At 66.2% G+C, this 14,224-nt stretch carries 12 protein-coding genes; 1 reads left to right on the forward strand and 11 read right to left on the reverse strand.

Going from position 1 to position 14,224, the window contains the following annotated elements:
- Positions 1-11: 11 nt before the first annotated feature.
- The 8 genes from AC0KUR_RS19610 to AC0KUR_RS19645 all read right to left on the reverse strand — a co-directional run bounded on the left by AC0KUR_RS19610 (position 12) and on the right by AC0KUR_RS19645 (position 8,632).
- Positions 12-734 carry an amino acid ABC transporter permease gene (locus AC0KUR_RS19610; RefSeq protein ID WP_034186937.1) on the reverse strand — a complete coding sequence of 241 codons (723 nt, stop codon included), beginning with the start codon at positions 732-734 and terminating at the stop codon, positions 12-14.
- 2 nt (positions 735-736) lie between these two features.
- A complete protein-coding gene (locus AC0KUR_RS19615) occupies positions 737-1,459 on the reverse strand; it encodes an amino acid ABC transporter permease (protein WP_069705165.1) in 723 nt (240 codons plus the stop codon).
- 101 nt (positions 1,460-1,560) lie between these two features.
- Positions 1,561-2,376 carry an ABC transporter substrate-binding protein gene (locus AC0KUR_RS19620; protein ID WP_034186939.1) on the reverse strand — a complete coding sequence of 272 codons (816 nt, stop codon included), beginning with the start codon at positions 2,374-2,376 and terminating at the stop codon, positions 1,561-1,563.
- 315 nt (positions 2,377-2,691) lie between these two features.
- Entirely contained in the window at positions 2,692-4,197 is a 1,506-nt protein-coding gene (locus AC0KUR_RS19625) for an agmatine deiminase family protein (RefSeq protein WP_473376326.1), read from the reverse strand.
- 151 nt (positions 4,198-4,348) lie between these two features.
- On the reverse strand, positions 4,349-5,461 hold the full coding sequence (locus AC0KUR_RS19630; protein ID WP_124607962.1) for an agmatine deiminase family protein: 1,113 nt from the start codon (positions 5,459-5,461) through the stop codon (positions 4,349-4,351).
- A 50-nt stretch (positions 5,462-5,511) separates the two neighbouring features.
- On the reverse strand, positions 5,512-6,624 hold the full coding sequence (locus AC0KUR_RS19635; protein ID WP_473376327.1) for a polyamine ABC transporter substrate-binding protein: 1,113 nt from the start codon (positions 6,622-6,624) through the stop codon (positions 5,512-5,514).
- Between the two features lie 10 nt (positions 6,625-6,634).
- Positions 6,635-7,549: an N-carbamoylputrescine amidase gene (aguB, locus tag AC0KUR_RS19640; protein ID WP_059557758.1), complete on the reverse strand. Its 915-nt coding sequence runs from the start codon at positions 7,547-7,549 to the stop codon at positions 6,635-6,637.
- A gap of 45 nt (positions 7,550-7,594) precedes the next feature.
- The gene (locus AC0KUR_RS19645) at positions 7,595-8,632 is read right to left on the reverse strand and encodes an agmatine deiminase family protein (protein WP_124669097.1); all 1,038 of its coding nucleotides are present in this window, start codon (positions 8,630-8,632) and stop codon (positions 7,595-7,597) included.
- Between the two features lie 101 nt (positions 8,633-8,733).
- Here AC0KUR_RS19645 and AC0KUR_RS19650 point away from each other — a divergent pair, with 101 nt between their 5' ends.
- The gene (locus AC0KUR_RS19650) at positions 8,734-9,663 is read left to right on the forward strand and encodes a LysR family transcriptional regulator (protein WP_034186944.1); all 930 of its coding nucleotides are present in this window, start codon (positions 8,734-8,736) and stop codon (positions 9,661-9,663) included.
- A gap of 75 nt (positions 9,664-9,738) precedes the next feature.
- On the opposite strand, the gene AC0KUR_RS19655 is transcribed toward AC0KUR_RS19650, so the two are convergent.
- The 3 genes from AC0KUR_RS19655 to AC0KUR_RS19665 form a co-directional block, all read right to left on the reverse strand.
- The gene (locus AC0KUR_RS19655; RefSeq protein WP_034186945.1) at positions 9,739-11,043 is read right to left on the reverse strand and encodes an MFS family transporter; all 1,305 of its coding nucleotides are present in this window, start codon (positions 11,041-11,043) and stop codon (positions 9,739-9,741) included.
- A 234-nt stretch (positions 11,044-11,277) separates the two neighbouring features.
- On the reverse strand, positions 11,278-12,957 hold the full coding sequence (locus AC0KUR_RS19660) for a SpoVR family protein (protein WP_049029302.1): 1,680 nt from the start codon (positions 12,955-12,957) through the stop codon (positions 11,278-11,280).
- Positions 12,954-14,222 carry a YeaH/YhbH family protein gene (locus AC0KUR_RS19665; protein ID WP_034186947.1) on the reverse strand — a complete coding sequence of 423 codons (1,269 nt, stop codon included), beginning with the start codon at positions 14,220-14,222 and terminating at the stop codon, positions 12,954-12,956. The genes AC0KUR_RS19660 and AC0KUR_RS19665 overlap by 4 nt, the downstream gene beginning before the upstream one ends.
- Positions 14,223-14,224: the final 2 nt, after the last annotated feature.

A 14,224-nucleotide genomic window follows, 5' to 3' on the forward strand; every position in this document is an offset into this window, starting at 1 on the left:
GCGGCGCGCCGTTACTGCGCGGGTTCCGTGCACTCCGCCGCCTGCACGGCGCGTTGCGCGCGCGGGCGGCGCGACAGCAGCCAGCGTGCCGCGCCGTCGAGCGACGTGCACAGCACCAGATAGATCACCGCGACGAACAGGAAGATCGGTGCCGGATACACCATCAGCCGGTTGTTCACCTGCGTCGCGACGAACGACAGCTCCGGCACGCCGACGATATACGCGAGCGACGTGTCCTTCACGAGCGCGACCCACTGGTTGACGAACGACGGCGTCATGATCCGGATCGCCTGCGGCAGCAGCACGTAGCGCACCGTCTGCCAGCGCGTGAGCCCGAGCGACAGCCCGGCCTGCCATTGCCCGTCACCCGCCGCGACGATGCCCGCATGCACCGCATGCGCGAGATACGCGCCGCCGATCAGGGCAAGCGCGCACACGACCGTCGCGAGCCCCGGCACGTCCATGTGCAGCAGCACGGGCATCAGGAAATACGTCCAGAAGATCAGCATCAGCACCGGAATCGCGCGGAAGAAGCCGATGAACGCGAGCAACAGCACGCGTGCCGGGCCGCGTGCGAGTGCCATCGCGACGCCGAGCGCCACACCGAGCACCGCCGACGCGATGGCGGACGCGATCGCCAGCACCAACGACAGCGCGGCACCGCCCAGCGGGCCGTCGGGATATGCGCCGACGAGCAGGTACGGCAGGTTGGAGAGGAGCAGCGAAAGGTCCATCGTCACCGCCCCGCGCCGAGCCGGTCACGCCATTGCGTGGCCGCGTACGCACCGGCCTCGATCGCGGCCACCGCCGCGACGTACAGCAGCGTCGCGACGCCGAACGCGGCGAAGGTCTTGAACGTCTCGGTCTCGACCTGCCTGGACGCATACGACAGCTCGGCCACGCCGATCGCCATCGCGAGCGACGAGTTCTTCACGAGATTCATGTACTGGCCGAACAACGGCGGCAACGCGATCCGCACGGCCTGCGGCAGCACCACGTAGCGCAGCGACTGCATCGGCGTGAGGCCGAGCGCGGCGGCCGCGTCATGCTGCGCGCGCCGCACGCCGCGCAGGCCGGCTTCGCACTCCTCGGCGACGAACGCGGCCGTGTAGGCGCTCAACCCGACCCAGCCCGCGACGAATTCGAACGACGGCCACGCGAGCGTGAACGGACCGGCGCTCACCGCATGGCGCGCATTCAGCCACGCGATCCACGTGTCGGGCAGCAACGACGCGACGCCGAAATACCAGAACAGCAACTGCACGAGTAGCGGCGTGTTGCGAAAGGCGACGATGTACGCGGCGGCGGCCGCGCGCGGTGCCGCGCCGCGTGCATGACGCATGACGGCGAGCAGCAGCCCGCCGACGGTCGCCGCAACGGCCGACGCGGCCGCGAGGCCGAGCGTCAGCAGGAAGCCCTGCCAGAGCCAGGACAGATATTTGGGAGCCAACCCGAGCATGTCGTATGACGGGCGCGAAACGCGCGATCGAAAGAAAACGAAAAGCGCCGCGACGCCGGTATCCCGGCGCTTACGCGGCGCGCGTGCGGCCGGAGCCTGAATCAGGTCTTGTCGCCGATGCGGAAGATGCGCGTGAGCGGCGTCTTCGTCGTCGGCCCGAACCACGCGTCGTAGATCTGCGTCGCGCGGCCGTTCGCCTCGAGGCCCTTCAGCGTGTCGTTGACGAAGCCGAGCAGGCGCGTCTCGCCCTTCGGCACGCCGACACCCATGTAGTCATTCGAGATCGTGAATGCCGGGATCTCGTAGTTCTGCTTGTCGGGCACATTCGCGAGCAGGCCGATCAGCTTCGGGCCGTCCTGCGTGATCGCCTGCACGTTGCCGGCGCGCAGCGCGGCGAATGCGAACGGCGTATCGTCGTACGCGACGATCGTCGCCTTCGGGAATTTCTCGCGCAGCGTGATCTCGTTGGTCGTGCCCTTGTCCGCGCCGACGCGCAGGCCGTTCAGCTGGTCGGCCGATTTCAGCACGCCCTTCTTCGCGAGAAACTGCTGGCCCGACGAGAAATACGGAATGCTGAAGTCGACCTGCTTCGCACGCTCGTCGGTGATCGTGAAGTTCGCGAGCACGAGATCGACCTTGCCGGACGTCAGGAACGGGATGCGGTTCGCGGGATTGGTCGGCTGCAGTTGCAGCTTCACGCCGAGCTTGTCGGCGAGCGCCTTCGCGTAGTCGACGTCGAGGCCGACGATGTGGTTGTTCTTCGCGTCGACATAACCGAACGGCGGGTTGCTGTCGAACGTCGCGACGCGCAGCACGCCGGCCTTCTTGATGTCGTCGAGCCGGTCCGCATGCGCGACGGTGCCTGCGGTGATGAGCGCGGCCCCGACGAGCCACGTAGCGAGAGTGTGGAATTTCATGAGCACGACCTGATTTGTTATGAAGGCCGCCGCGGATCGCGCGGCGGCCCGGTTCGAAGAACATCGCGACGCAGTGTGTCGCCGCGAAGCCGCTAACGTAGCAGCGCGTGCGGCGAATCCGAACCAACAAATGGTGCTTTGCTCTGCGGGTTTCGTGATGAGGCGCGCGGTACGGCGCACAAAAAAAGACGCCCGCTGCACGCAGCGGGCGCGAATCCCAGTCAAGGAGGTGTCACACGAACTACAGGCCCAGATTAAGGAATTCGCGTGAAACGGACAACGAATCGATTTCCATATCGATATGACGCGACATGCTCACGCCGGTACTTCCCGGGTCGCGCAGTGGATGCCGCCGCCGCCCGACGCGATGCCGAGGATGTCGACCTGCACGATCGCGCGACTGCCCGCATATGGCCGGATCGCGGCAACCGCGGCCGCGTCCGCCGCCGCATCGTTGAACTTCGGCATCACGATCGCGCCGTTGCACGTATAGAAGTTGATGTAGCCGGCCGCGAAATGCGACATCTGCCGCTCGCTCAGCGTCGTGCCGGCCGAGGTCCCGAAGCTGACGGGCGGCACGAGCTCGACGATCCGCAGCGGCCGGCCGTTCGCGTCGGTCTGGCCGGCCAGGCGCTTCCGGTTCGCGTCCGTCAACGCACGCTCGCCGGTCGAATTCGACGCGTCGTAACAGCAAGCGACCACCCCGGGCGCGAGAAAACGTGCATAGAAATCGACGTGACCGTTCGTGATGTCGCTCTCGCCGGCCGGCGTCGCCGCGCCGCCGGCACCGCCCACGCCGCTGCCGCGCGGATAGGTCGGCGTGCCCGGCAACCAGATGATCTTCCGCACCCCGAGTGTGCGCTGCAGTTCGGCGAGCACGACCTCGCGGGCCGTCGGCAGCAGCGTGGCGTTGGCGATCACGCCATTCGGGATGTCGAACAGCTGCGGATTGCGGTTCACGTGCAGCACGGCCGATTCGGTGAGGATCGCCGTCGCGTCGCCGTCGAATTCGATCGCGCCGCCTTCGAGCGTCAACGTGCTGCGGACCAGGGTCGCGCCTTGGGTCTGCGCCATCCAGCCCGCCACCCTGCCGTCCTGGCTGAATGGCTGGAAGAACTTGCCGGCCTTCGACCGGTTGCTCGCGGCCAGGATCGCCGGCGCAATCGTGCCCGCGCTCTGGCCGGCGCCGTCGGTGTTGGCGTTGCCCCAGCCGTTGAAATTGAAACCGATCGCGTTCAGTGCATTGCCGTTCGCCGTGTCGCGGACGAACACGCACCCCGTGTCGCGCACCCAGAAATCGTTGAAACCGTCGGCGAGCGGCACGAGGGTGATTCCGCCCGTGCCCGCGGCGCGCGCCGCATAGCGCGCATGCAGGTCCGGATTCGCGACACTCGCGCTCGCGAGCAGCGCGCGGGCCGCGTCCAGATCGACCGGCAGCACCAGCATGGTGACCGGTTCGGTCGCGCCGATCGCCTTCGCGACGTCCATCAGGTCGGCCCGCACGCGATCGATGCCGGCATCCGTACTCTGTGACGTGACGGGCGACCAGATGCCGTCCACGCCGGACGCGAAGGTCATGTAGGTCGACGCGTGCGGCGCATCTTCCGCCGGCAGCCGGTACACGGCCTGCCGTGCCGACGGTGTCGGGCGCGACGCGGACGCCGCGTCGGCCGTACCGCCGTCGCCGCCGCATGCGGCCAGTCCACCCAGCAGCGGCATGCCGAGCCAGGCGGCCGAACAGCGGATGAATCCGCGTCGGCCGGCATCCGGCATGGGCGACGCGTTCGGGTTCGTGATCACGTCGTTTCGTTGCTTCGCCATGTATTCCACTCCATTGCGCGGACGGCGCGCATGCGTACGCGCCGGAATCCGTTCCACGAAACGGATTCCGCGTTGTTATTCAGTAATCCGAAAATATATAAAAATGGCAGCGGCAATCGAACCGGTCACGCGGACCGGTCCACGACCTCGCTCAGGCCGGCTGCTGCTGCGTCGTACAGTGAATGCCGCCGCCGCCCGCGGCGATGCCGTCGATGTTCAACTGGATGACTTCGCGGCCGGGAAACAGGTCGACGAGCGTGTCGCGCGTGTTGCGGTCGGCGCGACTGTCGCCGAATTGCGGCGCGATCACCGCGCGATTGCATACGTAGAAATTGATGTAGCCGGCCGCGAACTCGTCGTTCTCGTACGCATGCCGGACGGTCCTCGGCCCCGGCAGCACGACGACCTTCAGCGGGCGCCCCTTCGCATCGGTGGACTTGCGCAGGATCTCGAGGTGCTGCCGCGTCACCGCATGGTCGTACGACGACGGATCCGTGTCGAGCCCGGCCACCACGACACCCGGGCTCGTGAAACGCGCGTAGAAGTCGGTATGCCCGTCGGTGATGTCCTTGCCGGCAATGCCGGGCAGCCAGATGATCTTCTTCAGCCCGAGCAGGCGGCTCAGCTCGGCTTCGCACTGCGCCTGGCTGACGCCCGGATTGCGGTTCGCATTGAGCACGCAGCTGCGCGTGATGATCGCCGTGCCCTCGCCGTCCACCTCGATGCCGCCGCCTTCAAGCACGAGCTTCGTGTCGATCGGCCGCGCGCCGGCGCGTTCGGCCACGAACGGCGCGACTTCCGCGTCCTGGTCGTGTTCCTGCTTGTTGCCCCAGCCGTTGAAATTGAAGCTCACGCCGCCGAGCTGGCCCGACGCGTTCTTCACGAACACGGGCCCCGTATCGCGCATCCACAGATCGTCGACCGGATGCTGGACGAGCTCGACCGACGCGCCGCACAGCCGCGATGCGAGCGCGTAGTCCTGCTCCCGCACCAGCATCTTGAGCGGCTCGTGCGCGGCGATCGCCTTCGCGACCGCGGCCAGGTTCTCGCGCACCACGGGCAACAGCCGCGCGCCCCAGATGTCCGCGCTCGGGCCGAACGCCATCCAGGTCGCCGTGTGCGGCGCGCCTTCGTCCGGCATGTGCCAGGTCGCGCCCTGCTGCGCGTGCGCGGCGCGGCCGAACAACCCGCCCATCGCGCCGGCGGCCAGCGCCGCGCCCGATACGGACAGGCCGCGTTTCAACAGTTGACGTCGTGTGGTCATCGCATTCCTCTTTCGCTTGCCGGTTATTTCGATTGTTTCTGCGCGGGCCGTCACGGCCGCGCGGTCTTGAAGCCGAGCCAGGTGCGGCCTTCCAGGCGCATCGCGGCCGGCGATTCGGCGATCGGCGTGAACAGTGTGCGCCGCGTCGCCTCGTCCGGATAGATGCCCGGATCGCGCACCAGTGCCGGGTCCATCAGCTTCAGCGCGCCCCGGTTCGCGTTCGCGTAGCGCGTCGCATTCGAGATCTTCGCGATCACGTCCGGACGCAGGATGTAGTCGATGAACGCGTGCGCGTTGTCCGGATGCTTCGCCGATGCCGGAATCACCATCGCATCGAACCACATCAGGCTGCCGATGCGCGGGATGTCGTACACGATGTCGCGCTTCGGATCGCGCGCCTTCGCCTTCTGCGCGGCCAGGTTGATCGCACCGGAGAAGCCGACCGTCACGCACAGCTCGCCGTCGATCAGCGCGTCGGCGTCGGACGAGCCGACGAACTGGCGGATGAACGGCCGCACCTTCATCAGCATCGCCTGCGCGGCCGCGTAATCCTGCGCGGACGGCCGCATCGGGTCGCGGCCGACGTAGCGCAGCGCGAGCGGCAGCACCGTGCTCGCGGAGTCCTGCAGGCCGAGCCCGCATTGCGCGGCGACGCGCGCCGCGATCGCCGGGTTGAACAAGAGGTCGAGGCTGTCGGCCGGCATGTCCTTGCCGAGGATCGCGCGCACCTTCGCGCGGTCGTAGCCGACGCCCACGGTGCCCCACATGTACGGCACGCCGTACTGGTTGCCGGGATCGGACTGCGCCATCTGCTTCAGCAGCGACGGGTCGAGATACTTCAGGTTCGGCAGCCGGCCCTTGTCGAGCTTGCGGTACACACCGGCCTGGATCTGCCTGGCCATGAAGTCGTTGGTCGGCCACACGAGGTCGTAGCCGCTGTTGCCGGTCAGCAGCTTCGACTGCAGCGTCTCGTCGCTGTCGTACGCGTCGTAGCGCACCTTGATGCCGGTTTCCTTCTCGAACGCGGCAATCGTGTCCGGCGCGAAATAGTTGCTCCAGTTGTACAGGTTCAGCACGTTCTCTTCGTCGGCGCGGGCCGCACCGGCCAGCACGCACAGCGCGAGGCCCGGCACCGCGAAGCGCAGCCACCCTTGGTGTTTCATCGCGAATCCCTCATCGATAACAGGACGACACGCCGTCGCTGGTCAGCAACGTGCGGTACATCTCGGGGCGGCGATCGCGAAAAAAGCCCCACGATTGCCGGTCGGCGCGGATCGCGTCGAGGTCGAACGTCTGCACGAGCACGGCTTCGTCGGTGCGGTTCGCCTCGGCCCGCTTCTCGCCGGTGTGATCCGCGATGAAGCTCGACCCGTAGAACACGCCGGTCAGCCCCTGCTGCCGCGGATTGCCGTTGCCGATGCCGACTTCGCGGCCGATCCGGTTCGCCGCCACGACCGGCACCATGTTGGCCGCCGCGTGACCCTGCATCGTGCGCTGCCAGTGGCCGGCCGAATCGAACGCGCTGCTGAACGGCTCCGAGCCGATGATGGTCGGAAAGCACAGGATCTCCGCGCCCATCAGCGCGAGGCTGCGCGCCGTCTCCGGATACCACTGGTCCCAGCAGATGCCGATGCCGATCCGCCCGAAACGCGTGTCCCACACCTTGAAGCCGGTGTCGCCCGGTGTGAAATAGAACTTCTCCGTATAGCCCGGCCCGTCCGGAATATGCGTCTTGCGATAGACGCCGAGGACGCGCCCGTCGGCGTCCGCCACCGCGATCGAGTTGTACGCGGCATTGCCCGCGCGCTCGAAGAAACCGATCGGCAGCACGATGCCGAGCTCGCCGGCCAGCGCCGCGAAACGGGCGATCTGCGCGTTGCCTTCGAACGGCTGCGCGTGTTCGAGATGACGCACGTTCTGGTCGAGGCAGAAGTACGGCATCGCGAACAGTTCCGGGCACAGCACGAGATTCGCGCCCTGTGCGGCGGCCGCGCGGATCAGGCGCTCCGCGGTGGCCATGTTGTCTTCGAGATTCCAGCTGCCCGACGCCATCTGCACGGCGGCGACGGTAATGTGTTTGGACGGCATTGCGTTGCTCCTCGGTGAAACCGGAAACTGCTGACGAAACGTCGCTCAGTGCGCGACGGACGGCTGCTGCTGCGTCGAACAATGAATGCTGCCGCCGCCGATCGACAGCGTCGGGATCGGCAGCATCTGCACCTTGCGCGTCGGGAACGCGCGGCTGAACGCATCGCGTGCGGCCTCGTCCTGTTCGACGCCGAACGCGGTCACGATCACCGCGCCGTTCACCAGGATGTAGTTCGCGTAACAATCGCAGTAGCGCTCGGAGCCGAAGCGTTCGCCGACGATCGGCGACGGCAGGTCGAGCAGCTCGAAACGGCGCCCCGCCGCATCGGTCGCGAGTTCCAGCGCACGGCGGTTTTCGCGCATCACGCGGAAATAGTCGCCCTGCTCGGGCGCTGCGGTCTGGCACAGCATCCGCCCCGGCGCGACGAACGACGCGATGCCGTCCACGTGCCCGTTCGTCTCCACTTCGTCCGGGTTGCCCGGCAGCCACACGATCTTCTCGACGCCCAGCATCCGGCGCAGCTCCGCCTCGATCTCCGCGCGGCTCAGGTGCGGGTTGCGATTGGGATGCAGCAGGCAGCTTTCGGTCGTGACCAGCGTACCCTGCCCGTCGACGTAGAACGAACCGCCCTCCAGCACCATGTGCGAATTGAAGATCTCGGCGCCGGCCGCACGCGCGATGTCCTGCCCGGCCTGCTGGCAGCCGTCGTACGGCTGGTACTTCTCGCCCCAGCAGTTGAAGCGGAACACGGCCGCGCCGAGCCCGTGCCGTTCGCTGACGAGGAAGATCGGCCCGCAATCGCGCAGCCAGTTGTCCTCGGCCGCGACCGGCAGCACGTCGACGCTCGGGCCCACCAACTCGCGCGCGGCATCGGCCTGGCTGTGGTGTACCGCGACCACGCAGCGCTGGTAACGCGCGATCGTCCGCGCGACCAGCGCGAATTCGCGGCAGACCTGCGCGTAATGCGCCCCCCAGAGGTCCTCGCGATTGTCGAGCACCGGCCATCCGAGCCACGTGGCGTGCATGGATTCCCATTCGGCGGGCATCCGGTAACCGCGCTGGCGAGCATCAAAGCGACCCATCGATCCGACTCCGTTGTGATTGATGAGCGATTTTCCGTCAGGTTAAACTTGATGAATATTGATATTTATTGGCTTGATCAATCAATTCACCTCATATCTCGATGCAACGCGTTCCGTCCCTGAAACTGCTGAGCGGCTTCGAAGCCGCGGCCCGGCTGGGCAATTTCTCGCGCGCAGCCGATGAACTGCACCTGTCGCAATCGGCGATCAGCCATCAGATCCAGCAACTCGAAGCGCAGCTCGGGCAGCCGCTGTTCCGCCGGCGCGGCCGCGGCGTCGAGCTGACCATTGCCGGCGAGGTCCTGCAGCGCAGCGTCCAGCGCGCGATGGACACGTTGCGCGGCGGCCTCGACCGCATCGCGACCTACCTGAACCCGGGGCTCGTCGTGCTGGTGTGTCCGGCGCCGTTGCTGCACGGCTGGCTGCAGCCGCGCCTCGAGCAATTGCAACAGGCACTGCCGGACCTGTGCCCGCTGTTGTCGACCGACGAAACCGCGCGCTACGTCGACGAGATCGACGTCGACATGACGATCGGCACGCGGCCGATGCTGCAGCCGGGCCTGGTCGATATCCCGTTCATGCGCGACGAGTGGGTGACCGTGTGCGCGACACCGCTCGCCGAGACGCTCGCCCGCGTGCCGCGCGCCGAACACGCGCGGCACGCGGGGCTCGTCTGCCTCGAAGCGAGCCTGACCGACGAGCGCATGGCGACCGTCTTTCGCGAACGACTGTCGGACTTCCGGATGCAGGCGATCTATGACGACCAGCGGCTCGTGCTGGACGCCGTGCAGCGCGGCCGCGGCATTGCGTGCCTGCCGCGCCTCGTCGCGCAGGCCGGCCTCGACCAGCACGCGCTGACCGTGCTGGCCGACTACCCGCGCCTGCCCGGCACCACGTGGTGGCTGTCGCGGATGGAAGGCCCGTCGCGCTCGCCGATCGTCGGGCAAATGTTCGACTGGCTGGTCGAGCAAGGCATCCGGTCGAGCGTGGCGGCCCCGGCGCCCGACCACGCGAAGCCGCCGTCCGCGTGAGCGCGCGCGCAAAAAAAAGTCCCGCCGATGGGCGGGACGTTCGTCACGATGCCGGGGTGCGCAACGCGCCGCCGATCACGGCTCGTGACGCAGATACCCTTCCTTGCTCGGGTCACGCATCCGCCACGACACGATCAGCGAGATCGCGCACAGGGCGGTCACGTACCAGTAGAAGGTTTCCTCGCTGCCGATCGACTTGAACCACAGCGCGACGTACTCGGCCGAGCCGCCGAAGATGGCGTTCGCCACCGCATACGACAGGCCGACGCCCATCGCGCGCACTTCGGGCGGGAACATCTCGGCCTTGATGAGGCCGCTGATCGACGTGTAGAAGCTGACGATCGCCAGCGCGACCGTGATCAGCACGAATGCGGCCACCGGGCTCGTCACGTCCTTCAGCGCATGCATCAGCGGCACCGTGCCGATCACCGCGAACGAGCCGAACAGGATCATCGACGTACGACGGCCGATCTTGTCGGACAGCGCGCCGAACACCGGCTGCATCAGCATGTAGACGAGCAGCGCGACGGTCATCACGTTGCTGGCCGTCTTCGCATGCATGCCGGCCGTGTTCACGAGGTATTTCTGCATGTACGTCGTGAACGTGTAGAAGATCAGCGAGCCGCCGGCCGTGAAACCGACCACCGTGAAGAACGCGCCCTTGTGCTGCCACACGCCGCGGATCGTGCCGGCGTCCTTCTTGTCGCGCGAAGCGCTCGTCGACGTCTCGTCGAGCGATTTCCGCAGGTACAGCGAGATCAGCGCGGCCGCCGCGCCGACGACGAACGGAATGCGCCAGCCCCACGCCTTCAGTTCGCCGGCCGACAGCGTCTGCTGCAGGATCACGAGCACGAGCAGCGCGCACAGCTGGCCGCCGATCAGCGTCACGTACTGGAACGACGCGAAGAAGCCGCGGCGCCCCTTCAGCGCAACCTCGCTCATGTAGGTCGCGCTCGTGCCATATTCGCCGCCCACCGACAGGCCCTGGAACAGGCGCGCGACCAGCAGCAGCGCCGGCGCGAGCGCGCCGATCTGCGCGTAGGTCGGCAGCACCGCGATCACGAGCGACCCACCGCACATCATCAGCACCGAGATCATCATCGCCGCGCGACGGCCGTGACGGTCGGCGATGCGGCCGAACAGCCAGCCGCCGATCGGACGCATCAGGAAGCCGGCGGCGAACACGCCGGCCGTGTTCAGCAACTGCGTCGTCGTGTTGCCGCTCGGAAAGAATGCCGGTGCGAAGTACAGCGCGCAGAACGAGTAGATGTAGAAGTCGAACCACTCGACGAGGTTGCCCGATGAGGCGCCGACGATGGCGAACACGCGCCGCCGGGTGTCGTGCGCGGACAGCGCAGCTTGGTCGGTCTGGACATCCATGGGTTGGTCTGTTCCTTTTAGTGCTTTCTGGGCGAGACGGCTGGGGGCCGCCGCGTGCGGTCGCATGTGGCACCGGTTCCGGTGCCCGACGCTACGGGATTTTAGCGAAATGTAAAGTAACAGGCGCTCCGGGTTCGTCCGGATGTAGAAAAATTTTCTCCCGCCGCGCGTTCGTCATATGAAAACGCCAGCCGTCAGGCTGGCGTCCGATGCAAACATTGCCGAAGACACCGGTCAAACGCGGATCTCCGGCGGCACGTAGCGGCACTCGTAGCGCTTGCGCACGGTGCCGGCCTCGTCGACGCTTTCGAGATACACGTCGAACTGCCAGAGCCGCGCCATGTGCTTGAGCACTTCGTCGCTGTCGCTGGACAGGTGGCGGTTGTCGGTCATGAAGTGACGCAGCGTGAGGCTGCGGTCGCCGCGCGTGTTGACGGCCCACACCTGGATGTTCGGCTCGCGGTGATGGATGTCGTACTGCCGCGACAACGCCTGCCGCACGTACTGGTAGCCGGAATCGTCGTGGATCGCCGAGACCTCGAGCGAATCGCGCATGTCGTCGTCGAGCACCGAGAAGAGGCGCATCTCGCGGATCAGGTTCGGCGACAGGTACTGCGCGATGAAGCTCTCGTCCTTGAAGTTGCGCATCGCGTAGTGCATCGCCGGCAGCCACGGGGTGCCCGCGATCTCCGGGAACCACTTGTAGTCCTCCTCCGTCGGCGCCTCGCAGATCCTTCGGATGTCGCTCATCATCGAGAAACCGAGCGCATACGGGTTGATCCCGCTGTAGTACGGCTTCGTGACGGGCGGCTGGTAGACCACGTTGCTGTGCGAATGCAGGAACTCCATCATGAAGCCGTCTTCCAGCTTCCCCTGGTTGTACAGCGTGTTCAGCAGCGTGTAGTGCCAGAACGTCGCCCAGCCTTCGTTCATCACCTGCGTCTGCCGCTGCGGGTAGAAATACTGGCCGATCTTGCGCACGATGCGGATCACTTCCCGCTCCCACGGCTCGAGCAGCGGCGCATTCTTCTCCGCGAAATACAGCAGGTTCTCCTGCGGCTCGGGCGGATAACGCTCCTCTTGCTCCTCCATCAGCTCGGGCTTCTTGCCCGGCAGCGTGCGCCACAGTTCGTTCACCTGCGACTGCAGGTATGCCTCGCGCTCGCGCCGCAGCGCCGCTTCCTTCGACAGCGACGGTTTTTGCGGGCGCTTGTAGCGGTCGACGCCGTAATTCATCAGCGCATGGCACGAATCGAGCAGTTCCTCGACGCGATCGAGGCCGTAGCGCTCCTCGCATTCCGCGACGTAGTTCTTCGCGTACACGAGATAGTCGATGATCGCGTGCGCGTCGGTCCACAGCCGGAACAGGTAGTTGCCCTTGAAGAACGAGTTGTGCCCGTACGCCGCGTGCGCGATGACGAGCGCCTGCATCGTCATCGTGTTCTCTTCCATCAGGTACGCGATGCACGGATTCGAATTGATGACGATTTCGTACGCGAGGCCCATCTGGCCGCGGCGATAGCTCTTCTCGGTCGCGAGGAAGTGCTTGCCGAACGACCAGTGACGGTAGTTGACGGGCATCCCGACCGACGCATACGCATCCATCATCTGCTCGGCGCTGATCAGTTCGAGCTGGATCGGGTAGATATCGAGCTCGTACTGTTCGGCGACCTGCGAGATGTGCGTGTCGTACTCCTCGAGCAACTCGAACGTCCAGTCGGACGGGCACGGCAGCGGCTTGCGTTCGGCAACGTTCATACGCGCTTCCTTCTGCCCGGAACCGGGCAAGTCGGCGGCCGGCGGCGGCGGTTCGGCCTGCGCGCGTTGCTGCACTGCGTCAGGGCCGGCCGGGGCGTCGCCGGAAGGGCGCGGCTCGTAGCCGCGCGACTCGTTGTGCAGATGGCGGGTTGTCATGACGTTTCCACCTGCTTTTCGAACAATTCGCGAAACACCGGGTAAATGTCGGCAGCCGATTCCACTTTTTTCATCGCGAGATGCGGCTGCGACAACGCCAGTTGCGCGTATTCCAGCCACAGGTTCTGCTCTTCCGGCGCGACCTGGATATACGCGAAGTAACGCGTCTTCGTGAGGATATCCTCTTCCAGGATTTTGCGACACTTGGGCGAATCGTCGGTCCAGTTGTCGCCGTCGGACGCCTGCGCGCCGTAGATGTTCCACTCGGTCGGCGAGTAGCGTTCGTCCATCACCTTGCGCATCAGTTCGAGCGCGCTCGACACGACCGTGCCGCCGCTCTCGGTCGAATGGAAGAAGGTGTCCTCGTCGACCTCCTCGGCGCGCGTGTGGTGACGGATGAACACGACCTCGATCCGTTCGTAGTTGCGCTTGAGGAACAGGTACAGCAGGATGAAGAAGCGCTTCGCGAGATCCTTGCGCTGCTCGTCCATCGAGCCCGACACGTCCATCAGGCAGAACATCACGGCCTGGCTCGACGGCTGCGGCTGCTTCACGCGGTTGATGTAGCGCAGGTCGAACGGATCGATGAACGGAATCCGCCAGATGCGCCCTTTCAGGTGATGGATCTCGGCCTCGAGCGTCGCGATTTCGGTGCGGCGGTCCTCGGGGTCGTTCTTCAGTGCCTCGAGTTGCGCTTCGAGTTCGCGCAGTTCGTTGACGAGCGGCGAGCCGAGCGCGATGCGCCGGCCAAGCGCGCTGCGCAGCGAACGCACGACGTCGATGTTGTTCGGCGTGCCTTCCGCCGACCAGCCCGCGCGCACGTTCTTCCAGCTCGGCACCGTCAGCAGATGCGTCTTCACGAGGCGCGGCAGTTCGAGATCGTCGAAGAAATACTGCATGAACTCGTCGCGCGACAGTTCGAACACGAAGTCGTCCTGCCCTTCGCCTTCGTTGCTCGCCTGACTGCCGCCGCCGCCCGAGCCGCCCTGCGGGCGCGGGATCTTGTCGCCGCGCACGTAGTCCTCGTTGCCGGGGTGCACGTACTCACGACGCCCGCCAGGCGCGTGCCGGAAATTCGGCTCCGCGATGTCCTTGCGCGGGATCGTGATGCTCTGCGTGCTCTGGATATCCTTGATGCTACGGTCGCGCACCGCGTCGGACACGGCACGACGAATGTAGTTCTTGACGCGACGCAGGAAGCGTTCGCGATTGGCGATGCTCTTGTTCTTGCCGGCCAGCCTGCGGTCGATGATTTGATGAAGCACTC

Source organism: Burkholderia sp. YHN3-13 (assembly GCF_055810675.1).

Coding starts and splice junctions, on each gene's coding strand:
- AC0KUR_RS19610 (WP_034186937.1), bottom strand. CDS start 734: ATGGACCTTTCGCTGCTCCTCTCCAACCTGCCGTACCTGCTCGTCGGC.
- AC0KUR_RS19615 (WP_069705165.1), bottom strand. CDS start 1,459: ATGCTCGGGTTGGCTCCCAAATATCTGTCCTGGCTCTGGCAGGGCTTC.
- AC0KUR_RS19620 (WP_034186939.1), bottom strand. CDS start 2,376: ATGAAATTCCACACTCTCGCTACGTGGCTCGTCGGGGCCGCGCTCATC.
- AC0KUR_RS19625 (WP_473376326.1), bottom strand. CDS start 4,197: ATGGCGAAGCAACGAAACGACGTGATCACGAACCCGAACGCGTCGCCC.
- AC0KUR_RS19630 (WP_124607962.1), bottom strand. CDS start 5,461: ATGACCACACGACGTCAACTGTTGAAACGCGGCCTGTCCGTATCGGGC.
- AC0KUR_RS19635 (WP_473376327.1), bottom strand. CDS start 6,624: ATGAAACACCAAGGGTGGCTGCGCTTCGCGGTGCCGGGCCTCGCGCTG.
- aguB (WP_059557758.1), bottom strand. CDS start 7,549: ATGCCGTCCAAACACATTACCGTCGCCGCCGTGCAGATGGCGTCGGGC.
- AC0KUR_RS19645 (WP_124669097.1), bottom strand. CDS start 8,632: ATGGGTCGCTTTGATGCTCGCCAGCGCGGTTACCGGATGCCCGCCGAA.
- AC0KUR_RS19650 (WP_034186944.1), top strand. CDS start 8,734: ATGCAACGCGTTCCGTCCCTGAAACTGCTGAGCGGCTTCGAAGCCGCG.
- AC0KUR_RS19655 (WP_034186945.1), bottom strand. CDS start 11,043: ATGGATGTCCAGACCGACCAAGCTGCGCTGTCCGCGCACGACACCCGG.
- AC0KUR_RS19660 (WP_049029302.1), bottom strand. CDS start 12,957: ATGACAACCCGCCATCTGCACAACGAGTCGCGCGGCTACGAGCCGCGC.